24 protein-coding genes and 2 tRNA genes are annotated in these 25,124 nt (G+C 39.1%); 9 read left to right on the top strand and 17 right to left on the bottom strand.

Translation table 11 applies throughout. The features are described 5' to 3' along the window. Positions 1-16: 16 nt before the first annotated feature. From WA352_RS17475 to guaA, 4 genes are all read right to left on the bottom strand, one after another. Complete coding sequence (locus tag WA352_RS17475; protein ID WP_005319763.1) at positions 17-1,474, bottom strand: aldehyde dehydrogenase family protein; 1,458 nt, start codon at positions 1,472-1,474, stop codon at positions 17-19. 348 nt (positions 1,475-1,822) lie between these two features. Then, complete coding sequence (locus WA352_RS17470) at positions 1,823-2,752, bottom strand: LysR family transcriptional regulator (protein WP_005319765.1); 930 nt, start codon at positions 2,750-2,752, stop codon at positions 1,823-1,825. 127 nt (positions 2,753-2,879) lie between these two features. Continuing rightward, complete coding sequence (locus tag WA352_RS17465; protein WP_005319767.1) at positions 2,880-3,662, bottom strand: ANT(3'')-II family aminoglycoside nucleotidyltransferase; 783 nt, start codon at positions 3,660-3,662, stop codon at positions 2,880-2,882. 57 nt (positions 3,663-3,719) lie between these two features. After that, positions 3,720-5,288 carry a glutamine-hydrolyzing GMP synthase gene (gene guaA / locus WA352_RS17460; protein ID WP_005200744.1) on the bottom strand — a complete coding sequence of 523 codons (1,569 nt, stop codon included), beginning with the start codon at positions 5,286-5,288 and terminating at the stop codon, positions 3,720-3,722. Between the two features lie 444 nt (positions 5,289-5,732). Between guaA and WA352_RS17455 the strand changes: the two genes are divergently transcribed. Further along, positions 5,733-6,959: a DUF445 family protein gene (locus WA352_RS17455; RefSeq protein WP_171061146.1), complete on the top strand. Its 1,227-nt coding sequence runs from the start codon at positions 5,733-5,735 to the stop codon at positions 6,957-6,959. Between the two features lie 52 nt (positions 6,960-7,011). Here WA352_RS17455 and WA352_RS17450 read toward each other — a convergent pair whose 3' ends face one another. Beyond that, positions 7,012-7,383, bottom strand: coding sequence for a NirD/YgiW/YdeI family stress tolerance protein (locus tag WA352_RS17450; RefSeq protein ID WP_005319771.1), 372 nt, complete (start codon positions 7,381-7,383; stop codon positions 7,012-7,014). Positions 7,384-7,519: 136 nt separating this feature from the next. Beyond that, on the bottom strand, positions 7,520-7,936 hold the full coding sequence (locus WA352_RS17445; protein WP_004801921.1) for a DoxX family protein: 417 nt from the start codon (positions 7,934-7,936) through the stop codon (positions 7,520-7,522). A gap of 236 nt (positions 7,937-8,172) precedes the next feature. Between WA352_RS17445 and WA352_RS17440 the strand changes: the two genes are divergently transcribed. After that, complete coding sequence (locus WA352_RS17440; protein WP_005319773.1) at positions 8,173-8,808, top strand: DedA family protein; 636 nt, start codon at positions 8,173-8,175, stop codon at positions 8,806-8,808. Between the two features lie 16 nt (positions 8,809-8,824). On the opposite strand, the gene WA352_RS17435 is transcribed toward WA352_RS17440, so the two are convergent. The 5 genes from WA352_RS17435 to WA352_RS17415 all read right to left on the bottom strand — a co-directional run bounded on the left by WA352_RS17435 (position 8,825) and on the right by WA352_RS17415 (position 11,660). Then, positions 8,825-9,415, bottom strand: coding sequence for a LysE family translocator (locus WA352_RS17435; protein WP_005319775.1), 591 nt, complete (start codon positions 9,413-9,415; stop codon positions 8,825-8,827). 210 nt (positions 9,416-9,625) lie between these two features. After that, a complete protein-coding gene (locus WA352_RS17430; protein ID WP_004801913.1) occupies positions 9,626-10,015 on the bottom strand; it encodes a hypothetical protein in 390 nt (129 codons plus the stop codon). A gap of 9 nt (positions 10,016-10,024) precedes the next feature. Further along, entirely contained in the window at positions 10,025-10,867 is an 843-nt protein-coding gene (locus tag WA352_RS17425) for a ParA family protein (protein ID WP_004801912.1), read from the bottom strand. Between the two features lie 82 nt (positions 10,868-10,949). Continuing rightward, positions 10,950-11,342, bottom strand: coding sequence for a SirB2 family protein (locus WA352_RS17420; protein ID WP_005186574.1), 393 nt, complete (start codon positions 11,340-11,342; stop codon positions 10,950-10,952). Positions 11,343-11,351: 9 nt separating this feature from the next. Further along, positions 11,352-11,660, bottom strand: coding sequence for a BolA family protein (locus tag WA352_RS17415; protein ID WP_005319777.1), 309 nt, complete (start codon positions 11,658-11,660; stop codon positions 11,352-11,354). A 190-nt stretch (positions 11,661-11,850) separates the two neighbouring features. Here WA352_RS17415 and WA352_RS17410 point away from each other — a divergent pair. Further along, positions 11,851-11,923 (top strand) — tRNA-Gly (locus WA352_RS17410). Between the two features lie 41 nt (positions 11,924-11,964). Continuing rightward, positions 11,965-12,040, top strand: a tRNA-Gly gene (locus tag WA352_RS17405). A gap of 335 nt (positions 12,041-12,375) precedes the next feature. Here the strand turns inward: WA352_RS17405 and WA352_RS17400 are convergent. Continuing rightward, entirely contained in the window at positions 12,376-12,603 is a 228-nt protein-coding gene (locus WA352_RS17400) for a helix-turn-helix domain-containing protein (RefSeq protein WP_000587224.1), read from the bottom strand. 112 nt (positions 12,604-12,715) lie between these two features. Here WA352_RS17400 and WA352_RS17395 point away from each other — a divergent pair, with 112 nt between their 5' ends. From WA352_RS17395 to WA352_RS17375, 5 genes are all read left to right on the top strand, one after another. After that, positions 12,716-12,925, top strand: a complete 210-nt coding sequence (locus tag WA352_RS17395) for a hypothetical protein (protein ID WP_000122748.1) — start codon at positions 12,716-12,718, stop codon at positions 12,923-12,925. A gap of 19 nt (positions 12,926-12,944) precedes the next feature. Beyond that, positions 12,945-14,126, top strand: a complete 1,182-nt coding sequence (locus WA352_RS17390) for a site-specific integrase (protein ID WP_000201379.1) — start codon at positions 12,945-12,947, stop codon at positions 14,124-14,126. Next, positions 14,119-14,370 (top strand): hypothetical protein, encoded by a 252-nt coding sequence (locus WA352_RS17385; protein WP_001084945.1) that lies wholly within the window; start codon positions 14,119-14,121, stop codon positions 14,368-14,370. Before WA352_RS17390 ends, WA352_RS17385 begins: the two co-directional genes overlap by 8 nt. Before the next feature lie 65 nt (positions 14,371-14,435). Next, positions 14,436-14,972 carry a DUF1376 domain-containing protein gene (locus WA352_RS17380; RefSeq protein ID WP_001030640.1) on the top strand — a complete coding sequence of 179 codons (537 nt, stop codon included), beginning with the start codon at positions 14,436-14,438 and terminating at the stop codon, positions 14,970-14,972. A 10-nt stretch (positions 14,973-14,982) separates the two neighbouring features. After that, on the top strand, positions 14,983-15,729 hold the full coding sequence (locus tag WA352_RS17375; protein ID WP_001095014.1) for an ATP-binding protein: 747 nt from the start codon (positions 14,983-14,985) through the stop codon (positions 15,727-15,729). Between the two features lie 364 nt (positions 15,730-16,093). On the opposite strand, the gene mzaE is transcribed toward WA352_RS17375, so the two are convergent. The 5 genes from mzaE to WA352_RS17350 all read right to left on the bottom strand — a co-directional run. Continuing rightward, positions 16,094-17,878 (bottom strand): MZA anti-phage system associated AIPR family protein MzaE, encoded by a 1,785-nt coding sequence (gene mzaE / locus WA352_RS17370; protein WP_000419013.1) that lies wholly within the window; start codon positions 17,876-17,878, stop codon positions 16,094-16,096. Beyond that, positions 17,865-18,887, bottom strand: coding sequence for a PD-(D/E)XK motif protein (locus WA352_RS17365; RefSeq protein WP_000524156.1), 1,023 nt, complete (start codon positions 18,885-18,887; stop codon positions 17,865-17,867). Before WA352_RS17365 ends, mzaE begins: the two co-directional genes overlap by 14 nt. Beyond that, complete coding sequence (locus WA352_RS17360; protein WP_016164858.1) at positions 18,871-21,696, bottom strand: Z1 domain-containing protein; 2,826 nt, start codon at positions 21,694-21,696, stop codon at positions 18,871-18,873. Before WA352_RS17360 ends, WA352_RS17365 begins: the two co-directional genes overlap by 17 nt. A 26-nt stretch (positions 21,697-21,722) precedes the next feature. Then, on the bottom strand, positions 21,723-23,216 hold the full coding sequence (locus WA352_RS17355; RefSeq protein WP_000555597.1) for an ATP-binding protein: 1,494 nt from the start codon (positions 23,214-23,216) through the stop codon (positions 21,723-21,725). Continuing rightward, positions 23,209-25,124 (bottom strand): sigma-70 family RNA polymerase sigma factor (locus tag WA352_RS17350; protein WP_336143447.1); only part of this gene is annotated, 1,916 nt, incomplete at its 5' end. The genes WA352_RS17355 and WA352_RS17350, both read right to left, overlap by 8 nt.

The following is a 25,124-nucleotide window of genomic DNA, read 5'->3' as shown; positions in this document are numbered from 1 at the left end:
ATGACGAACAGAACACCTATTCCGCTCTAGAAATACCGGTTGAAATGGTAATGTGCTTATATTCAATAAAGTCATCCATCGCCGCCATACCATTCATTCGGCCAAGTCCAGAATTTTTGAAACCGCCTTCCTCAAACTCATCATAAACCACAGCCCAATCATTGATCCAAACCGTACCCGCTTCCATTTCCGTCGCCACCCGCAATGGTAACTCCACATCACGACTCCAGATTGAAGCCGCTAAACCATATTGATTGTCATTGGCGAGCGCAATCGCTTCCGCTTCCGTATCAAACACCTGTAAAGTCAGCACTGGCCCAAAGGTTTCTTCCTGAATGATGTCCATCGAATTATCATTCACTTCAAGCAAGGTTGGGCGGTAGAAAGCCCCTTTCGCCAACTCACCCTCAGTGATCGGCCCACCACGAACAATGACCGTCGCTCCTTCGGCAATCGCTTTTTCAACCACCGCATCGACTCGTGCTACATTATTTTTGTCGATCAATGGTCCCATATCACTGCTTGGATCAGCAGCAGGGCCAACTTTAACCGCTTCCAAGCGCTGAGCCAGTTTCTGTTTTAGTTCATCAGCGAGCTCACGCTGCACCAATAAACGTGAACCGGTCATACAGAACTGCCCAGCGAAGATGGTGAGCGCTTTTTCTAACTTCGGCAAGACCAGATCGAGATCAGCATCTTTAAACACGATCATCGGCGTTTTACCCCCCAGCTCTAAGCCAAATCGTTTCAGATGTTGTGCACCTGTTGCCGAAATGGCCTTACCAGTTGCCGTGCTGCCGGTAAAGCTAATCACAGGAACATCTGCAGATTCAACCAATAGGCGTGCTCCACCTCCAGTCGACTCACTAAAAAGATTGATCACACCCTGTGGTAATGAAGGAAGCTCAGAAAAAATTCGGGAGATCACAGCATTGGTTTGTGCAGTTTGACCGGGCATCTTAATGACTGTTGTGGTGCCCGCGGCCAATGCAGGTGCCAGTGAACGAATCATTAAAACCACTGGAGAATTCCACGGTACGATAATGCCAGATACACCCATTGGTTCACGCAAAACCATGGAATAGCTGCCTGGCTTTGGTTCTAATGCTCGACCGTACTCGGTCAGGGTTAATGCCGCGTAATAACGTAATTTGGCAGGAACCATCGTCACTTCAAAGCTGGCTTCTGCTTTAATTTTTCCATTTTCAGTGGCAAGGATCTCAATCAACTCATCTGCATGGCGTTCAAAAGCATCAGCCATTTCATTGAGTACTTTTGCGCGTAACCGACGGTCACGCTTCCAATCGTTTTCTTTAAATGCAGTCTTTGCGGCCAATATGGCACTCTGCGCCTGCTCTACCGTCGCATTGGCATATTGACCAATCACTTCATATGTTGCTGGATTAATCGACTGTATATGCTGATGAGAGTCCACCCACTCACCATTAATCCAGTTTTTAGCTAGTCTATTCATCTGCACATCCTAAAATGAAAATAAGAGAAGATCGGCTGAGTCCTCAATCAAATATCGGTTTGCTAGCGTGTTCACCATCATATTTCACTCACACAATCAACAATCTAAGTAAGTGCCAGACTGCAACCCATGCTATTTCTAAACCACACTTGCAAGTTACTTTGGATTCATGGGTTCGACTTGTAATGGCAATTCATCGCTAGCGTAAATGCGGATTGAATTCTCGATCTTCTGAGATCACCCGATATCAACAAGGGTTAAAGCGAGGCAAACACCCTACCAAATGATGATTTTTGTTCGCTAGACCACAAAAAACAAAACTATGATTCGCTTTTTCCGAACATTCCCTTAGGACGACTGCCGCAAAATGTTCTGAATCTGGCTATCCCAAGGTGCAGGATGACCAATTTTTGTGGATAGAAAATCAACCAAAGCTTGAATTTTAGGTGAAGCTCGATTCGACAAGCGGTAAACCACAGAAATATTGCCTCCCGAAGGTGAGAACTCAGGCAAAATCACCTTGAGTTGCTGCTGGCAAATGGCGTCTGCGGCAAGAAAGCTTGGTAAAATCGCAATCCCCAAGCCCAGCTTGGCAGCTTCCAATAATTGATGACCACTATCTGTACGTAGATAAGGTGAAATTCGGAAGAATGCCTTCATACCGGCGACAGGGAGTTGCCACATGCCGTGCGGTTCCCGAGGCAGGTACAACAGACCACGATGGCGCAACAGCTCATTCGGATGTGTTGGTCTTCCATGTACTTTTAAGTAGTCTGGACTTGCACAAATATAATGATGATTCGGTGCAATGCTCTGGCTGATCAGGTTGGAGTCAGGTAGCTCCCCCATCCGAATCGCTGCATCATAATGACCATTATTCAAATTGACGAATTGATCACTCGACTCAATATCCAGCTTGAGCTCAGGGTACAACTGCATGAATTCCGCCAAATAAGGCGCGAGAAATTGAATGTTAAATGCTTGTGGTACCGATAAACGAAAACTGCCACTTAAATGCTCATGCCGAGCACTAATGGACGCTTCCAAATCACTTAACTCCGCCAGAATCTTGGTCGACTGCCGATAAAATTCCTGCCCAGCCTCGGTGAGTAACATACTCCGACCACGATGAATCAGTGCGGCAGATAAACGCTGTTCCAATTGTTGAATCCGTTGACTCACCACCGATTTGGTAATGCCCAAACGTTTCGCTGCATGGGTAATACTGCCTGCTTCAACCACTGCGATATAAGTTTGCATTTCAACAATCTGATTCAAAAGGCACTCCCCATCAGGGTTTAGTCATAGACTGATGTTAGGTCTAATCACGCCTACTTGAATAGTCTGTTCTTGCAATACTAAGTCTTATCCATGCAACAACCCAAGCAATGTCCTTTACTGTTTATTATTTATGTATTTTTTGTTCTAAAAGCACTTTTATTTTCATACTGAGAAAATCAACAACAGGGCCTAAAGCCTGATGCTGTTGTTGCCAATTTTGCTTGCCAATCTTACCTTTATATTCTTGGATCATGCGCTGCAAAACAGGCTGATGTTGCGGTAGTAACTGAGCAACCACCCATTGTGCAGCCTGATCTTTAGGTGCAATCTCATTCGTCACCAAACTAAAATAAATACGGCATAAGGCCAAAATCTGATTACGTTCATCGGCATCCTCATCCCAATGCGCCACAATCGATGGATAGGTGTCTGCCATCGCCTGCCAGAGTTGCTGTACAGGAATCTCAGCTGACCACTGTGTCAAGCTTGGTCCGAACAAAGTACGATGATGCATTTGTGCTTTCTTCAGCAAAATACTCAGATCTGGGTCTGCATGTTCGCTAAGTATAGCACCTTGGCTTAACTCATCCCGCAACCACTCCCCGAACTGTAGTTCGTAACTGAGTGGATAACTTCCTGAAACAATATGATCTTTGCGTACGATGGTGACTTCAAGTGCACGTTGTGCAGCACCAATCGGATGCGAAATGTGTAATAAGGTTTCTGCCAGTTGTTGTCGTTGCTGGAGTTTCAGGGCTTGACTCACCACAACCAAAACATCCAGATCACTTTCTGGACCTAGCCCGCCATCAACGGCTGATCCATACAGATAAATGGCAAACAGGGACTCACCCAAAAGCTGCTGTAAAGATCCTGTTAACTGTTCGAGTTGCAAGGTTTCGGACATGCTTGACCTCTTTGTCAATCACATAAAAAAGGCAGGATTCTCATCCTGCCCTTGGTCTTATTCCCACTCAATCGTTGCTGGTGGTTTAGATGACACGTCGTAGACGACGCGTGAAACATCTTTAATTTCGTTCATGATACGGGTTGAGATTTTATCAACCAATTCATATGGAAGATGTGCAAAGCGTGCTGTCATAAAGTCAACGGTTTCTACGGCACGAAGTGCAATCACCCATGCATAGCGGCGACCATCACCAACAACACCCACTGATTTTACAGGTTGGAATACTGCAAATGCTTGTGCAGTTTTATCGTACCAACCGCTGTCACGCAGTTCTTGCATAAAGATGTCGTCAGCAAGACGAAGAATATCAGCATATTCTTTTTTCACTTCACCCAAGATACGCACGCCCAAACCTGGACCTGGGAACGGATGACGGTAAATCATGCTATGCGGTAAACCAATTGTTGTACCTAATTTACGTACTTCGTCTTTAAACAAGTCACGTAATGGCTCAACCAATTCAAACTCTAGGTCATCAGGTAAACCACCCACGTTGTGGTGTGATTTAATCACGTGTGCTTTACCTTGTTTGCTTGCAGCAGATTCAATTACGTCAGGATAAATCGTACCTTGTGCCAAGAATTTCACGCCATCAAGTTTACGCGCTTCTTCGGCAAAAACTGCGATGAACTCACGACCAATGATTTTACGCTTTTTCTCAGGATCAACTTCACCTGCCAACGCAGTTAAGAAGCGCTGTTCAGCATCAGCACGGATCACACGGATCCCCATGTTTTCTGCAAACATTTGCATCACTTGATCGCCTTCGTTTAAACGAAGTAAACCATTATCTACAAATACGCAGGTCAACTGATCGCCAATAGCTTTATGCAATAACGCAGCAACCACAGATGAATCCACACCACCAGACAAACCTAATAGAACTTTTTCATCGCCAATTTGTGCACGTAACTGTTCTACGCGTAAGTCGATAATGTGTTCAGGTGTCCAAAGACCGCGGCAACCACAAATCTGATGTACGAAATTCGACAGTAATTCAGCACCTTTTGCCGTGTGAGTCACTTCTGGGTGGAACTGAACGCCATAGAAACGACGTGTTTCATCACTCACCGCAGCAAATGGACAGCTAGGTGTGCTTGCAGTGACTTGGAAACCTTCCGGAATCGCACTTACTTTATCGCCATGACTCATCCATACATGAAGTTGGTTCTCGCGATCTTGCAAGTTACCAATCAAATGATCACGTACTAGAATGTCTACTTCTGCATAACCAAACTCATGCACTGTACCAGGCTCTACTTTACCGCCAAGTTGTTCAGACATGGTTTGTAAACCATAGCAAATACCCAACACTGGTACGCCTAATTCAAATACAACTTGCGGCGCGCGTGGGCTGCCTTCTTCATGTACGCTCTCAGGGCCACCTGACAAAATAATCCCGTTCGGATTAAACGCACGAATGTCTTCTTCAGACATATCGAATGCATACATTTCAGAATAGACACCCGCTTCACGCACACGACGTGCAATGAGCTGGCTATATTGAGAGCCGAAATCCAGAATAAGGATACGATCTTCAGTAATTTGAGTATTGGTCGTCATGGTTCATCTTAAAGGCAAATGAATTAAGCGCCACATTCTAACATTTTTCACGCTTTGACGCATCGCAATTCATCATCTATCTTGTTTTTTCATTGGATTGAGCAATCGACACTGATATTTAAACTAAAATTAAACCGCAAAAGCTAAAATAAGGAGAGTTTAATCAACAATTCTTGCCCATTCTGCTCAACATAAAGCAAAAATTGGTGCTAAGATGACGAGTCAAGATATGTACTACCACGGAAAGGTATTCAATCGACAGCATCGTTGCCTTTTTATACGATTGTGATGTCCTGATTCAAAGGAAAAATAAAAGGGTAACTCAAAAAATTAAGGGTCGTGGTGTTTCACCAATGGCCGAAAATATTTCACTATCATCTAGCGCTTGCCCGACCACGAGCAACAATTAGGACTTGAAGGACCAATAAAATAATGTTTCAAGAAATGATTGCGGATTTTCAACAGAATTTCTGGTTATATATTTCAATCCCCTTTATCAGTGGCTTTATTGGCTATGTGACCAAAGTCATTGCTATTCAAATGATGTTTTCGCCACTTGAATTTAAAGGATTGCGATTATTTGGTCTTCCACTCGGATGGCAAGGGATTGTTCCCCGTAAAGCAGAGAAGATGGCCACCACAGCAGTGGAGTTGATGACCTCCAAGCTGATTAAACCCGAAGAAATTTTTGCCCGACTCGATCCCAAACGGATTGCCCAAGAAATTGAAAAACCATTGATGGCAGCCGCTGAGGACATTACCCGAGAAGTGGCACAACAATACCAACCTGGCCTATGGGAAGGCATGCCTGAGTTTGCACGACAAAAACTGATTAAACGTGTTCAAGCCAAAGCGCCAGAAATTGTTGAACATATTATGAGTGAAGTACAGAAAGATGTTGCCAAGTACTTCGACATCAAACATATGGTGGTCAACAACCTACTCAAAGACAAACGCCTGCTCAACGAAATCTTTAAGAAAGTCGGCAAACAGGAATTCAAATTCTTTAGTAATGTCGGTTTCGTGTTTGGTTTTGCGATTGGTGTGGTACAAATGCTGTGCTGGATCGTGACCCAAGGTAAATACCCATGGATGCTGCCGATGTTTGGTGGCTTTGTCGGCTTCTTTAGCGACTGGATGGCCTTGCAAATGATGTTCCGACCGTTGTATCCGAAAAAGATTATGGGTTACACATGGCAAGGTTTATTCATTAAACGCCAAAATGAAGTGGCTGCGGATTATGCCGCACTCATTTCCAAACAGTTGCTGACTTCACGTAATATGATGGAAGAACTATTCTCAGGCACACATTCAGACAAAGTGATTGAATTAGTCAGCCGCCAAGTCAAACAGGAAATTGATTTACAAGCCGGTATTGTGCGTCCATTAGTGGTCTATGCGATTGGCGGTGAAAAATACCAAAACCTGAAAGCCGAAGTGGCAGAGCGTATTCTCAAGCAACTTCCAGACACCATGCGCTATGTGGAGTCTTATGCTGAAGATGCGATGAATGTGCGGAATACCTTGGTTGAGCGTATGCAGAAACTGAGTCCAGAAGAGTTCGAAGGCATGCTACGTCCTGCCTTCAAAGAAGATGAATGGTCATTGATTATTGTCGGTGCTGTGCTGGGTTTCCTCGTCGGGGAAATGCAGATTCATTTCATGCTCTAACACTTTCATCTAAAAAGAAAAAAAGGAAGCTCATGCTTCCTTTTTTATGCGCTTATCGATGCGTGTATTTTTCAACTTTAATCACTTCGATATCGGTTGGTTTATAGCGATGGGTATCCACTTCACCCACTAAACGTACATGATCACCCACTTTTAGCCCTGCTTGACGCCAAATATCACCATCAATTTCGACGCTAATCGTACCGCTCGAATCTTTAAACTCATAATGGTCGCTTTTCAAGTGTTTGCTAATCTGGCCCGTCAGAGTGACACCGGTTTCATCGGCCAATTTCGCGACTTGGCTTACCGTCACCACATTCTTTGTCGCTTCCTGTACCAATACATGATCATCCTTACCGGCCCATGCTAGGCTCGATAAACCTGTAACGACCACCAACCCACAACCGATCAACATTTTTTTCATTTTCATGTCCTATTTGTTTTAACCATTTATGATCTAAACAGAAATAAGCACGGCTGTCGGCTTCAGTTTGTAAGTAAGCGAGTAGAGACATACGAATTCCCCGCGACTGAGCGCGGGGCAATCTCTCATGAGCTTATTATTTTTCAATCAGATGATCGAGGCTGATACGACCTGCGCCATAGAGCATCAGCATAAAGAAGCCGCCCGCCATCGCAAAGTTTTTCATAAAGTTAATGGCATCTTCTGCACCGCTATGGAAGATAAAGGCCGTAATAATACTAAAAAGCCCTAAACCCAAAGATGCAAAACGTGTTTGGAAACCAAATAGTAGAGCCAAGCCACCACCAAACTCAACCAAGATCACCAAAGGTAATAAAGCACCCGGAACACCCATGGATTCCATATAACCCACTGTACCCGCATAGCCTACAATCTTGCCCCACCCTGCAACAAGAAAAATATAAGCCAATAACAAACGAGCAATCAAAGTGACAACATTAGCCACGCCAGACTGTGTTACGATATTTTTTACAACAACATTCGGATTAAACATAATCAATTCCACACTGTTTGTTTTTTAACATGCTAGCAGTTTATGCGTCTTTAATTTTGCAATAAACACTAATTTAGTTAACATATCGTTCCTTATTTGCAACAATAAAAATATTTTTCGGGTCTCCTACCTCTCCTCATCCATGCTGAAAAGTTACCAATTAATTTGCTTTTTATACTGACTTTCTACAGAGGCACTGCTAGGATTTAGTCCACATTCATAGTGTTAACACCTTCATGGAACTCATTGATTTTATTCTGCACGTTGACGAACACCTTTTAGAATTTATTACCAATTATGGCGTTTGGATTTATGCCATTTTATTCTTAATTATTTTTGTTGAAACTGGTTTAGTGGTGATGCCATTTTTACCAGGAGATAGCTTGTTATTTGCTGCTGGTGCATTAGCAGCATCTACAGGCGCAATGGATCCATGGGTGCTTGGCATTCTATTATTTATCGCTGCCGTTTTAGGTGACACCTTAAACTATCATATTGGTCGCTATATTGGTCCACGCGTATTTGAAACCAATTCACGTTTTATCAATAAACAACATTTGATTAAAACCCAAGCGTTCTTTCAGCGTCACGGTGGTAAAACCATTATTTTCGCTCGATTCATTCCTTTTGCACGGACCTTCGCTCCCTTTGTGGCGGGTGCGGGTAGCATGAACTATAAGTACTTCCTGACTTATAACGTAGTAGGTGCATTCTGCTGGATCGCATCTTTCATTACCCTTGGCTATTTATTCGGGAATATGCCAATCGTAAAAGATAATTTTACCCATTTAATTTTCGGTATCATTATTATCAGTGTATTACCGGGTGTGATTGGATTTATTCGCCAGAAAATGAAGGGCGCCAAAGCCTAATAAATTGAAGCTTGGTCTAAAACAAACGAAAGATCATGGGCAGCATACAAATCAGTAATAACATGGCCGATCCTTTATATAGATGATCGGCTTTGATTCCAACCAAACTTCCCGCCAGTAAAGCACGTCCAAATAGCATCCAAAAAATACTGACTGGAATCAGAATAAGACTAAAAATCGCAAAAACCAGCACGGCTTGCTCAATCGAGTTCCATGTTTCAGCTGGAAAAATCCCAGAAGCCAACAATACCGTTTTCGGATTTTTGAGGGTTGAGAGAAATAACTGTCTTTTACGAATATGTTGGTGATGCTGATCTAATTTTTGTAGGTGTGAGCCTTTCCACAGATGGAATGCCATCCACAGCACGTAGAGCAAACTGAGCGTATGTAGAATCGCGCCAATTGCGGGCCAAATCGGATCAAATAAATGAATGAAAAGCGCCCATAAACTAATGCCATACAGATAACCCAACCATTCAATTGGGATAAAAGTCATCGTTTTTGGTACACCGTGTTGATGTGTTGCACTGGCAAGCAAAGCATTGGTCGGACCTGGTATTAACAATACCGCCAACATCGCCAAAACAAAAAACCAACTCTCAATCATATACATACCGAACGACTATACATGGGCGCCACCTTAAACGAATTTAGGGCAAAAACACAAATTTTAGCAGTGTGACTGGACGAGATAAATCAGTAAGTTACGAGGCATTACCAATTCAATTATTTGATTTTTATCATTTTATTTTGAAACATTTTGCTATAATTTAGTTGCTGAACGCCATCTTGTGCGATGACGATCAGTTCTCAAAATTTACGATTTTGGGCGTTGTTTTACAATGATTGGGCAACCTTTAAATTTTGCTGCCTGTACAATCGCATCTTGTTGGCCTAATACATTAGCAAGTTCGGTATTTTTGGTATTCATCGACTGTCCCATATTGACCGAGATCGATGGACCAAAGCCCCAACCGCCTCTGCCCCAGCCACCACCAAGGCCAAGACCGACACCCACACCTGTACGTTTTGGCGTTTGCACACCATTTTCGATATAGAGCTGAATACGGTTGTACTCGGCTTGCAACTGCTGGCAATTCAGTGCTTGATATTGTGTCGGCGATACATAAGCTGGCTTAACCGTTGATGCACATGCACCCAATAACATGCTTGCAGCCAAAACAGGCATCCAATATAAGCGTTTCATAAGATTCTCTTATTTCTTTGATTCAATCTCATTGAACAGGGTCACATAAGCGACGGTCAATTTATGGTCAGATGCCAAATGAATCAAGGGTAAATTCTTTTGATGTGATTCTTTCATCAAGATCGATGGCGGCAACATGCTATCCAGCACAGGCAAACCTTCATCTTTTAACTGTTGAACCACTTCACGAGGTAATTTTGCCTGAGATTGGAACTGATTGACCACAATTCCCTCAATCTCCAAGCGATCATTATGATCATCTTGGGTTTCGAGCACATTTTCAATCAAAGTTTGTAACGCACGTTTTGAAAACACGTCACAATCAAATGGAATCAGCACGCGATCTGCTGAAATTAATGCAGATAAAGTGAAGAAGTTAAACGCGGGTGGCGTATCAATAAAGATGCGGTCATAGCGCGCACTGAGAGACTGGATCGAATCACGTAATTTATAAATTTTGTGCTTACTTTCCAGTGCATGCTCCAATGCGCCTAGGCTTGGGCTTGCTGGAATCACATCCAGATTGTCAAAAGAAGAACGGTGGACATAGCTGTCCAAACCTTTGCCACGTGGTGCTTTCAGGATTGAACCAATCGCATTGCCGATCAAGCCCTTTTGCTGCGTACTACCTAAAATATCATCAAAGAAGTTTTCAATGTTTGGCTCTAAAGCTGCTTTATCCGCAGAATAGGTTGCATCTTCACCTAAAAGGTATTGGCTTGAATTCGCTTGTGGATCAAGGTCAATCACCAAGGTTCTAAATCCCTGTTTCGCACTAATCGCAGCGAGATTGACCGTAATACTTGATTTCCCCACACCACCTTTTTGGTTAAACACCACACGCGTTAACATGATTTCCCTCTATAATATTTTTGTAAACTGCACGCAGTTTAACCTAGTGACAAAACAATTACTCAAACAATGTGTCGAACAATCAGGCAAAAACAGGCTTAATCATCACCAAACCAAGAATCCCCACCATCGCCACCGTCCCGATGAGTAATCCTGCACGGCGTTGTTCCAATAAAATGCTGCTGCCCTTTTTATAGGTTTTGATCAAAGACGACCACAACACAAAAAATAAAATCACTTTGGCATAGAACCAAGGCTGCACCTCAAAATTATTCATGAACAGTAAAACCGCACCCGTCACAATAATTAAGGTCAAAGATAGATGTTGTAATCCCACCAAGCCTTTACGTGCTTTTGGATTGGGTTGTTGATCTTGTACACCAACAAAGAGTGTTGAACCACGTAATACAAAAGCAATGATCAATAAGCTCACTGCGGACATATGCACAATTTTAGTGAGTAAATGAATATCCATCATTGATCCTTAGCCTTTTGGTGCATGTGCACATTCAGGGCTGGCAGGTGCTTGACCTTGCCATTCACTCGGTACATAAGCATGAATCGCAAGTGCATGGATTCGACCGGGACTCATCAACTCTGCTGCAACAGCATAAATTTTTTGATGACGTTGTACTAAACGTAATCCTTGAAATTCATCACTTACCACGATGACTTTAAAGTGTGATTCTTTACCTGGGAAATATCCGCCATGCCCTGCCGACTCATTGATCACTTCAAGATGGGTAGGTGCAAGCGTGTTTAAATGTTCAATCAACTGTTGTTCTAAGTTCATCAGTCACTCTGTAAGGTCAGATTGAGATAGCTTATTAGTATACATGAGCGCAATCTGAGGGAAACTTTTGTACAAAAATTTGCTTCCCCATGCTTTTTTTGCATGAAAATGCTTTAATTTTATGCAAATAATCAATTTCTTTGCATAAAATTATTGACCCTATTTTTGCATAATGTATTATACACGGCATGCGGGAATAGCTCAGTTGGTAGAGCATAACCTTGCCAAGGTTGGGGTCGGGAGTTCGAGTCTCCTTTCCCGCTCAAATTTTTTAGTGTAAGTTTTCGTAAAAACTGCTCAATTAGCGGGAATAGCTCAGTTGGTAGAGCATAACCTTGCCAAGGTTGGGGTCGCGAGTTCGAGTCTCGTTTCCCGCTCCAAATTTAAAAGGCCCTAGTCGAAAGATTAGGGCTTTTTTCTTGTTGATTTTATTATATTTTTTAAAATTCCCCGTTCCTTTGTTATTCGAGTCAATAAAAAATATTCTTAATGTAATTTGTATTTTGTGACCAAGATGTGACCATAGCGTGCCCATAACTATAAAAATGCTCTTAATTGATCTCAAATGCTCTCATTTCATCACTACTTTTTAGCCCCCTCAGAGCTTTTTTGGCTGTAAAAAACACCAAACTCTTTTCAAAGTACAGTATTTTTTTACCAATCGTTCAATAATTTGTGACCATTTCACTTTTTGATGTGACCATTTGTGACCAAACTAGTCATTATCATTTTGATTATTATCAATTTTCTTAAAAATCAATAAATCACCCACTCCCACATCTAATGCAATACAAATTTTATCAATGGTTTCAAAATCAATCCGTACAGATTCATCATTATAAAGTTTGTGCAAAGTAGATTTATTAATTCCAGTACTTCTTACCAAATCAGCAACCTTAAGTTTCCTTTCTGCTAATAAAACTGCCAAGTTTGAAATAATCATAAAATTTCCTACTTAAATCATAAAAAGTACTTGCAACAACATAAAAATATGATAATTTATGTCTTAGGAATAATTTTTCCTAGTTACCTAGTAAAAAATATGAGGCTCTATTATGTCATATACCTATCTCACAGCCCAGCAACTGGCTGAAAAAATCCAGTACGACGCTCGTACTATTCGCAACCAGCTAAAGGACAGTGTCTTTATCGAAGGTGTTCACTACATCCGTCCTTTTGGTGGCCGCAAAATTCTTTTTGTTTGGGAACGCATTGAAACTGAAATGCTTAAATTCACTGGTTTAAGCATGGATGCCCTGCAATAAGGCTTAGGAGGTTTAACTGATGGCTACCATCCGGGAACGAAGTGGCAAACTGATTGCCGACTTTCGCTACATGGGCATTCGTTGCAGAGAAACAACCAATCTTGAAGACAATGCTTATAACCGACGCATTTTGAAAAAACGTCTCGAACAGCTTGAAGCTGAAATTACTTTGGGAACTTTTGAATACGAAAAGTACTTTCCAAAAAGTAACCGTGTTGAGGAGTTTAAGGAAAAAAGAAGTCAGCAAATTGCTGTACAGACCAAAGTTCCTCTTTTTAAAGAGTTTACTGAATTGTGGTTTAAGCAGAAACAAGTTGAGTGGAGAACCTCATACCAGCAAAAGGTTTCAATTGTGATCAAAAACTATTTGATTCCTGCTTTTGGTAATCAGGTTCTCTCGAAAATCAAGAAGTCAGACTTGCTGAACTTCCGTGCCTCTCTCGCCAAAGTGACACACGGAAAAGATCAAACAAGTCTGAAAGCATCGAGGATCAATCAAATCATGACGCCTTTACGTATGATACTCAATGATGCGGCTGAACGATACGAGTTTGAGTCGCCTTATAAAAATATTAACAATCTGAAGGAAAGCAAGATTGAAGTCACACCTTTTTCTTTGGAAGAGGTGCATAAAATTCTTACCACAGTGCGTGAAGACTTCCGCCCCTATTACACCATTCGCTTTTTTACGGGTATGCGTACCAGTGAAATCGATGGTCTGCAATGGAAAAATATCGACTTACAGCGTCGTGAAATCCATATCAGAGAAGCGTTAGTGAATGGTGTGCTTGGTGCAACCAAAACTTATGGTTCTGACCGCACGATCCAGATGAATGACCGCGTTTACCAAGCCTTTCTGCAACAGAAAAGCTTAAATAATGGTAAATCAGAGTTTGTTTTCTGCAATCGTGATGGTGGACCTCTCGATTACCGTCTGGTGAATAAACGTGTCTGGCATCCGATCTTGCGCTTTCTAGGATTGAAGTCTAGAAGAGCCTACCAAACACGTCATACAGCAGCAACTCTTTGGTTGTCGGCAGGAGAAAATCCGGAATGGATCGCACGTCAATTGGGACATTCAACGACTGAAATGCTATTCCGAGTCTATAGCCGTTACATTCCCAATGTTACGCGCCGCGATGGCAGTGCATTTGAAGCCATGTTGGAAAAACTAAATACAGAGGAGCTTGCACATGAATAGTAAAGCTTTCTTTGGTGGTGTGGTCGTCAGCCCTGAAGCAGATATGGTCGCTCGTGAATTAATCCATGAGCTACACATTCCGAAACTGCACAATCTGGCCTTTTTGCTGGAAATCAATAAATGCTTCGATGATCACCAAGCATTAAGACTCTGGCTACAGCGAATGCTAGATGAAGGGCAAGCTCATTACGATGACTTGGCTCAACAGGCCCGTCTCCGCTTAATGAGTCTCGCTCACTCATAAAACAAACATAAAAGGTCATCAAATCGATGACCTTAGCCCCTTTATACCTATAAAAAGGTCAACATATGAATAAAGATATTTCAATTTGGATGCCACTCTATATTGGCGACCTACAGGCGAAATTTGCACGAATGACAGCAGAACAAATTGGTGCGGCACTGCTGTTAATGATGGATTTCTGGAAAAATGGTGCCATTCCTCATGATTTAGCAACGGTATGCAGCATCACGAAATTACCGCAGCACACCAAGGCTAAAACTTTGTTAAATACGCTGATAGCCCTGGAATTGTTTGAAGTCGAATCTGAGCAGATTCATTCAAATTTTTTAACCAGTTTAAAAAGCCAAGCATTGCAAAATCAGCAAATGAAATCTGATAAAGCTAAAAATGCAGCTCAAGCACGTTGGGGTAAATCCGCAAGTAATGCTCAAGCATCAACCAAGCAACGAAAAGTAAATGCTCAAGCAGCTCTTGAGAAGAGCCCGAGTATTACTCAAGTCATGCTTGAATCATGCCCTTCATCTTCATCTTCATCTTCATCTTCATCTTCAAATTTTGAAGAAAAAAATGAGAATTTTTTAGAAAATTCAAAGTGGATTTAGGAGATCAGTCATGAATACCATGCTTAAAACACTCCAGTTTCGCGCAGAAACAACGGAAACACTTTGCGCTACCCATCATATACCCTTGATGGAAATTGCAGGTCACAGGCTCTGTAAATTGTGTGCCAAAGAAACCGTCCATCACTCAAATGCAGCCTATGAGGATGAACTGCAACAGCGATTGCTACAACAGAAAATCAAAAACTCAGGGCTCAATAAACGCTATCTGGACCGTGGCTTCAAGAATTTTGTAGTTGCATGCCCTGCTCAAGACAATACCATCAAGCTATGTCAGGCCTTTGCACAACAGATTATTTCTGACCAAAACCCGAACATGTTGATGATTGGTACACCGGGTACAGGTAAAACCCATCTGAGTGCATCAATTATTCGCAACATTCTGCATAACAGTACAAAATCTGCACGCTACTATACCAGTGCAGAAATTGCTCAAAAAATGATGGACACATGGTCAGATGCTTCACTCTCTGAAAAGGAAGTTATCGAACATTTCTCCAGTTTTGATTTATTGGTGATTGATGAATATGGCCTGCATGACCGGCATGAGAAACGTTTGGAGATGGTGCATAAGATCTTATATAGCCGTTACGACAACATGAAGTCGACGCTGCTAATTTCCAATTTCACATTACAAAATATACAGCGGGATTTAGGTGTCCGATTATGGTCACGGTTGCATGAAAATAATTTGACTGTAGTGCCGTGTTATTGGGATGACCGAAGAATAAATGGATAGCTAAACTGTTTGCTTAAGCCAATTATCTCAATAAAATATAGGGGTAGCTTTGTACAACAAAGCCCTTGAACTGTTAACCTTAAGCATACAAATAAATTTCATAAACCCATTTATTTCAATCTAGCAGAAAAGTTGATTACAGCTTCTAAGATTTTAGAAGCTGTTTTTATTAATTTTCTAGGGCATTAATATAATTCTCGAATTAGAGACAATATTTATGAAGGCAACTACAAGGAATTAATGAGATGAAATAGTATTTAATTTCCGACTCTTTAAAATCAATATTCCATAATTTTCTACATTCATCTCACAAAGATAGTCAAAAAGAGACCTAAAGAATTTAATTTTAACTATTAAAATTAGGTTACTTTAGCTCCTCAATGTCAGGATCATTTTCTAAATATTCATATTGCGATAATAATTCCCAACATTCATTTTTTTTTGCCCATTCAGAAATCATTTTCCCTTTGGCACTTTCATGCAGGTATTTATTAACTTCCTCTGACCAAATCAGAATCTGTTTAACAAGTCCTTCAGAAAGTTTTTGATTTAACCAGATTTTTTGAAGGTTAACACGACTTCCGATTTTTTGAGATAAAATTGCCACTGTATATGCAGTTATATTAGCTTGGAAAGCAGGAAATTTTGACCTGATAACTTTCTGTGCAGTTTTGAATATGATGGTTTGTGCAATAATATTTTTATAATAGATGACATCAAATTGTAACTGCTTATCCTCATCGGTCGACTGAATCATATTCATAAATGCAGTAAAGTTCTTTTGCCCTCCTAAACTCACCAGATCAGGCTTTTGCTCCCATGCACAAACATATTTGGCTAATTCAGTTTTAGTAATTTTTCTGCTGGTAGGTATAAGTTCCTGTATACGTTTAATGCCAGCAGGAGTTTTGCCCTCACGCTCAAGCATTACTTTATAGCTTCCCCCAGCTCTTTCATAGAACCATCGGCTTACACCATCAGGGCAATAAGTTGATAGTGCTAACTTTTCAAGATTAATATGATAAGGTTTATTCGCTGAAAGATCCGATTGCTTGACTGCATTTTGGCTATTCGCATAGCGTGAAATATCTGAAATCAGTTGCTCTTCTTCCAGAGGGTCTGTTTTTCTTAAAACAATGATTTTCGCAGGTACATGCACAGCTTTCAGGTTAACTGCTGGATTTTTTTTCTTGGTAAAGAACATGGAAGCTGTTGTTTGTCCTCCATTTACGATTTGCATTCCCTTTAACCAAGAGATACCAATTCCACCGTTTTCTAATCTGCCTAAATGTGCTTCATCTGCGATAATTACCACGCCATTGTTGTAAGCCATGAAACGTTCTGGCTGATCAATTAAAGTATCACGGATACCTTTATTTACTTTTCCTGTCTGACTTAAAAAAGATCTAACGTTTGCCTCTAGAATACGTGGACCATATTTTTCATATACATATCTTAAAGCCTCTCCAGGAATTACAGTCATTGCATAATCATACTCTCCATGCTCATTTGGAACCCACACACATGGAAGTGGGCTACCAGAAACATGTTCAAAATTCACAATGAGTTCATCCCTAGGTTTACCTTCTTGTAGGTGATTAAATAGCCTTGATATATCAATAACTTCAAGTTTTATTGTTTTACCTTGTATTTCTCTACTTTGAAATTGACGAGTTTTTGCCACTCTGTCTGTTAATACATAAATCCGTATCTGTTCAAATTGAGAATAACCATCTTCTATCGTACGAACTAATGGGTATGCTTCATGAGACTCATCCATTTTTGAAGATAGCTTTTTTTCAACACAGTATTTGAGAAATCTCAAACAGCGTTCTGCTGCTGCTTTAATTTCTGAGTCAGGAATATTTTCTAATTCGTTATTGCCACTATATTCAGTAACATATAGATCTAATTGATCGGCTTCTTCAGATATTGCAAAGCCACTTAAACGGAGTATACCTTGTATATTTGCATAATAACGACACATCTCAGGCTCGAATGTCATACCAATCTCTGACATGTGCTGAGTAACAATTTCAGTAAATATAACTTCTGCATATAAACCTTGTTGATCTGATTCTTCAGTTCGTGTAGATATTTCAGTTTGTACATCACTCTGAATATTTTTTAAAAAATCAATTAATTCCACAATTTCCAATTCCTAATTTCTGAAGAACTAAACTTAAATCAATAGACTGGTTTATAAAGGGTGTTAAATCTATTTCATATTTAGCATGTCTTATATTTACAGCGATATTCCCAGGTACTAATCGTGGAAAATTTTCATCAACCAACCAAAAAAACGAGTTTTCAGTTTTAAATTTACGGATATAGTTTTCTTTCTCACTTTCCAGATATCCAATTCTCAACAAAAGGTTATTAAACCTAGAAAGTTCAGCTGGATAATCATTTAACTGCTCACGAATTAAATTAATTCGTTCAGTTAATGTTTTACCTACTGAATTTAGAGAAAAACGATAGCCATTTAAAAATAGTGGTGATTTCTCACTATCATCTAATTGTTCGAGTGAATTAATTTTTGCAACAAAACCTTGATTTGATAATGTACTTTTAGTTTCTATAGCACCAGAACCCATTTCAAAGTCTTTTAGGCCATCCAGAGGCCCTTTCCAAGCATTTAATACTTCTGAGATAGGTAGATTTAAGGAAATTAAACTCAATATTACCTCTAACTCCCCTATTAAACCTAATTCCGCCTCCTGAGAGAGCTCTCGCTCCCCTTTCGACATAAAAGAAAGCCAAGCATAAATTCTATTAATAAATACAGAAACTAGTTTATTTTCATTCAAGTCCTGATATTGGATTATTGTGTTACATACATCCACAATCATCTTTGTGAATAAGTCCAGATCACCATCTACTTGCCGTACAAGAGCAAAACCTTTTCTTGCCGCCTCATTAAACCTTTGTACCCTAAAACCTTGAGCTATAGGTAAGGTAATCCTTGATTCGAGAATCTGGGAGTAATTGATATCCAGAAAAATTGCTTCCTCACGTTTTAAAAGATTGTAACTTGCCAACAAAGACCAATTATTATGTTTATATAGAGGAAAAGTAACCCATCCCTCCTGATTATCTGTTGAAGATAAAGCTTTCCAAGCTACTAATATCTGTTGTTGATCAATTTGCAGCCCCATAGAGGTTCTCCCATTCAATATTGTTTACTTTATATTCAACTTTTTTATCTAAATTACTGTAAGGAAAACTGCATGCAAAACCTACATAAGGTATTTCTTTCACCTCAGAAAGTTTAGAGTCTTCTGGCAAATATATAATTAATAAACCTGTTTCTGGTCTATTTTTACCACGAACAAGACGACAACTAATTCCACTAGGATAATTATTATTTTTTTCAGCTCCCTCTTCTTTGTGTTGGGAAGCAATTTCCAATGCTTCAGCCCATTCATCTGGGTTCAAATCCAATGCTTCATCACTAGGTGATAATAACCTACGGATTGCATATCTATCCTCATGCTTCCCGTTACTTTTACGTTCAGCTTTTTTTACTATAATTGAATCCGATAATTGTATAGGTGAACGTGTAATACTTCCTCCCATTAATGCAATATTCCATGATTTTAACTCTCCCTGTTCAGCCATGCTTTCAATAAATTTTTTTAACATTTTACTGTTAGCTTTGAGAGATTCTGGATGAGTTTTATAATGATCAAGGAAATCGAGAATATGTATATGCTCAACGTTTTCCCAATAATAATTATTAGAAGTCGATTTATTATCTGGAGGATTATTACGGAGCCGCATAGGAGTTTTAGATGGTTTCCCCAAGGTGCTGATCAGGTAACTTAAAGCTTCAAAATTATTTTTTAGAATTTTCTCATCTTTCATAAAGCTTACTGTTTCACTTACAGTTCCACTAAATGATAAATATAAAGACTTTGCAGTTCTCATTTTTAGGGGGGACGTAACCATTAATACAGGATGTGACTGCACTTTTAGTCCATAATCTCGTGGTGTACCTCCACTATCTACCATAAGATTGAATTCTTCTCTCAATTCTAAAGAGGCATCTGCAATATGTTCAAACCATTCAACTAATTCAGAAGGAGTATAAAGTCGACAGAGATCAAGATATCCTCCACGATACCCAAACCATCTTCCCATTTGCATTAATGTGTCATACATTCTAGATGCACGTAAAAAATAACTAACACATAATCCCTCCAGAGTTAGACCACGTGCTAACTTATCACCACCAATAGCAATGACTTTTAATCCCTCTGCACTATCTGCATAATCAAGAGCATCTTTTGCTGTTCCATTGATCATCCGTACATTTATTTGTTCGATCACCTCTGGCAGAATCTGTTCTATTGTCTCCCAAGTGGGCAAAGATTCAGAACACAAATCAGGTACTTCTTCATTCATTGTTATATTGGTAGGAATGAAATCACTTTCCCAAAGTTCTTTAAACCTAGATAATATCTCCTGATTCTCAATTTTTCTAATTAGTCTCTGACTTATTTTTTTTACATATTCATCTACTTTCTCAAATACTTCTTTTTGAACGGCATTAAAACGAGTTACATGAATTAGCATTGATGTATGCTCATCGCCTTGTTTACGTACTTGCCGAACTACGCAAGCAATGACAAATGTATCTATTGCTTTTACAAGAGATAAAGGAATACCAAATTCTGATTCATGATAAGGTTTATGATCACTTTTATGCTTTATTGGCATCCATCCAGTTAATCCATCATCAGAATTATGATCATCTACCTCATGAATTATTGGTAGCTGATCTTTTCTTATATCGGTGCCTTCATTAATCCCAAATACTCTAGAAGGGCCAATATAGTTTGAGGGGGCAGCCAGATTCAAAATAAATGATTCTGGAAAGAGATCTTTTCCTTCAAGCTTTGTTTCCGCGTGTTCATGAATATAGATATTAGCAAATGGTGTAGCTGTATATCCCACATATGCTTTTCGTGTGAATAAATGAAGTATTTGTCTTATGAGACTATTAATCGCTTTTGGCTGATAATCTTCATCAGGAATACCAGAATCATTAAATATCTGTTCGCCTGTATCAACCGAAGCATGGTCAGCTTCGTCATCAATGATAAGAAGGGGAAGATTTGTGACAATTTTTCGTTTTGTTTCTTGATCAGTTGTATTTGCGACATGATCATGAATCCATTTATGCAGTCGCTTTAAGACTGTTTTATTTTTTTTAACAACAAATAACCATGGGCGTTGCTCTGGGCTAATACCAGTACCATTTGCCAGTTTATTATTAAAATCCCCTTTTTCAGTTCTATTCGTCACATAATTAGGTCTTGCAACTCCAGAATCAATATTTCCAACTCCAATAATTCTAATTTTATCTGGATCAGGATGTGTTTCATAACCCAAGAAACCTTCATCTAAACGCATTTGGGTTTGAGCCCGCAGGTTATTATGCATTCCAGCTAAGACAATAATAATCTTATAACCTGCATCAGCTGCTTTACATATTAATCCAGTAAAATTCCCCGTCTTACCTGATTGCACATGACCAACCACTAATCCTCGTCTATCCCAAGGATCAGTTCTTTCAGGGTCCTCAAGTAAACCTAAAATAGTATCTGTAGAATCATCCAGAGCTTTTAACGCGATCCATGGCAATTTCTTATCTTGCCATTCTTTATACCGTTGCCAATATTTCCATTCTTTCTTTCTTTCATTCGTCAACCAAGGAATATGCCCATTATCATTAACTAATATATTATTTTTCCCAATCCATACACTATAACGCCTTATAAGCTCTTCTATAATGTAATCTCTATCCAGATTTTCTTTGTATTTAGTATCTAATGAAACAGCTAAATTTATTTTTTCATTTAAAATTTGTGTGGTAATCAAAGATTTGTCTTGTACATTAAGTAAAAGAGTTTGAACAATCTGAATAACCTGCTGTTCATTTTCTTTAGATATTTTTGACATAAAATATTTCTCTAAAAATATTACTCTTATAAAGTTGAAATTAGATTTGGATATTTATTAAATGGTTCGGTTGTTCGGAGGCTAATTTTTGCTTCTTCCGGGGATATTCCTTTAATTTCCACCATGTTTTGGTATAAGGTTTTTAGAATATCTAAAATTGCTTCTGATGATTCTCCAGAAAATCCTGTTAATGGTGCTTCTTTATTTTCTGCAGTATCTAACCAAATTCTTTGAACTGGTACAGTCTCCTCGATAACTCTTAACATAAGTTTTAATTCTGGAAGTAAATTCTCAGATTTATTTAATACGGAATTAATAACCGGATGATCCAAATCTATTTTATATCTCATCCCATTTTTTGAATGTTCGGCCTTCCATGCTTGCTTGACTTCGGTCTTATCAATCGTAGTTTGAGTAATTTGTCCACGGTTAATAAAAACCTTGCGCGCCCTATTTCTTGTATTTTCAGCATGACTGGCCAACCATTTCCGTAAATATACTGGTGGTCGTGCAACAGCTTTTCGAATATCAATTTCCCACTCTTTATCCATTGTATTTGGGATATCAAGCCTTATTCTTGCAAGTTTATGGATTTCATCCTTGACCCATGCTTTTCTTTGGGAATCAGAAGATTTAAGACCTAACCAGCTACCTGCCACTATTAATCGTTCATTACGATAAACATAGAAACCCTGTTGAGCTATCCACCCATTTGGTCCTTCAGCTATTTTCAACTCTTGTGCAGTTAGACGATCCTTATGGGGTAATACATGACATTCAATTTCAATCTGCGTATTTTTAAAAGGCTGAACTGGTGAATTCCATGGTTTTGATGGATGTCCTGAAAAAAAAGGGTCCCAAGGTTTAATTGCTTTTCCATTTATCCGGATAGTAAGTTTTTCTTTTATTTCCAGATAGCGGTGAAAGACCATAGATAAATGAGATTCGATCTGATCTATAAGATTCAACCAGTCATCAACGGTAAATTTTGAAGATACAATTCTATCTAGCTCCTCCCAAATTACCATTGTTCCGTGACCAGCATGATTTAGATCTTTAGTTAAATCCTCAAGCTCTGGAAACGGGCCTTCCAATAAATGCCACACCCCATCCTGTTGACGGGCTAAGACATCTAAATCCCATCTGAGACTATGGGTTCCATCCTTGCCACAAGATATTACAGTCAATTTTCTACATTGAGAAAATGAAGCAGTCTTAAGCCCCAAACCAAAACGACCCAGATCCTTGGCATCCCTTTGTTCTAATGGACTTCTCCCCCCTAATCTCATTGCTTTATCAATTTCTTCAGCACTCATGCCATTACCATTGTCCCAAACAATGACTCGACTCTTTTGACCATCCCAGTTAAAAAGTAAATCAATATGATTTGCATCAGCACTAATACTGTTATCAATAATGTCAGCCAATGCAGTCGCTGTGTTATAGCCCAACCCTCTTAAAGCTTCGATCATTGCACTTGCTTGTGGGGGGGCATTACGAGATTTAATATGGCTATGCATTACTTCCTTCCTTCGTACTCTCTTCTTCTTTCAAGTCTTCTTTTATAAACGTAATAAAAGGTTCCAAATATTCAGAACGTGAAATATGTCTTAATTTTTTTAAAGCTTTTGCTTCAATTTGTCTGATACGCTCTCGGGTAACATTAAATTGGCTACCCACCTCTTCGAGAGTAAGATCATTATCATCTTTAAGACCAAATCTGAGTTCCAAAATTTTTGCTGGCCGCTCATCTAATTCAGCCAACTGTCTATAAATTGCTCTTCTTAAGTCAGCTGCCAAGATCACCTCTTCAGGACCCGAAAATGGGCTAATTATTTCATTCTCTAAATATGAGACATCATCAAAAAATACTACTGAATTATTAGCACTTATTGCCTTTCTAACATTCAGCTCTGAGCATCCGGCTTTATGTGCCAGTGATGAAATAGTAACTGGTATACCTTCGTCTTCCAGAGACTTCCTTGCGATTTCAATAGAACTAACTAATTCATACATATGTACAGGTAATCGAATCAAGCGATTAGTATTAGCTATCGCTCTAGTAATTGATTGTTTTATCCACCAAGTTGCATAAGTTGAAAATTTATAACCAAATTGATAATCATAACGATCAACTGCTGTTAATAGCCCTATATTACCTTCCTGAATAAGGTCCTCTAATGGCACACCTGATAACACATATTTTTTTGCAAAATAGTTTACTAACCTGAAATTTGCCTTAATTAGTTTTTCACGAGCTTTTTTATACTTGGTAATAGGATGAATAATTTCTTTAGCATCGATATCAATAAAATCTTTTTCTGCAATTTTTAATAATTTGTCTAAATCTTTAATTTTAGGACGTGGAATATATTGATTACTTTCATAAAATTTATTATTAATTCTTAGCTGAATTACAATATCCCAGAAGTTTAAATTCTCATTATTTTCTCTTATTTCTAAACTATTTCCGTTATCAATTTCACATATTTCATTATTTTTAATTTCATCACTAACACTTGTTTCCTCATCAACTTCACTTTCTTCAACAAACAGTTGATTTTCTCCTTTAGTAGAGTAATTCTCAAATATATCAACTACTATTGACCAATAATGAGTAGGTAAATTAGCAATATTTTTGGCAAGGACCAACAAAGCAATATTCATTTGCAAGCCAATTCTTTCCTCCTCATCTCGATCAATTAATTCAAATTTTTGGATTTGTGAAAAATAAATATTTAATGAGAAAAGATCGCCTTCCAGTTCATAATTCAAGTTAATTAAACTATCTTCAATAAGGCTTTCTGATGGATTAATACCATCATCTTCATAATTAGCTTCGAACGGCTTAAAGTCTTCTATCAAAACACCCAAATCACCAAACAAATTTAGAATGACAGGCAGTACTGTATCTATATATGTCTCACCAATATCAATCTTAATAGCTTGTAATACTTGGCTATATGAAACCATTCCTTTAATGGTACTTTGAATTAACAAATAATATAAATGAGAAAATTCGTCTTTTATATTTATTATTCTTTGTTGACTAACAGGTAGATCAATTTCAATATCTGACCAATCAATCGTATCTATATCAAGAATTTGATGATTAACTATTTTATTATAAATTGTTTCAGCTTCCACCAAGCAAGCTAAGTCATTCTCAGGAACCTCGATTTCTTCATCACTACACCAGTGATCAGACGTATCTAAAGCCCATCCCGCATCAAAAGATAAATCTTCATCTAATTCAAAATCAAAATCTACTAAGTGACTATCAACCTCCTGTATTAAATTTTGTTCCTTTTCTATTTCTTTACTATCTTCGAACTCAATAATTGTCGTCTTAAAACTAACTATTTCTTGCTCAATCTTAGATTCAGTAGATTGATTTATAATTTGATCAGAGATTGCTTCTCTAAGAA

Source organism: Acinetobacter sp. 102, assembly GCF_037028485.1.
GTDB classification, from domain to species: Bacteria; Pseudomonadota; Gammaproteobacteria; order Pseudomonadales; family Moraxellaceae; genus Acinetobacter; species Acinetobacter higginsii.
This window is presented reverse-complemented; position numbering and strand designations above follow the sequence as displayed.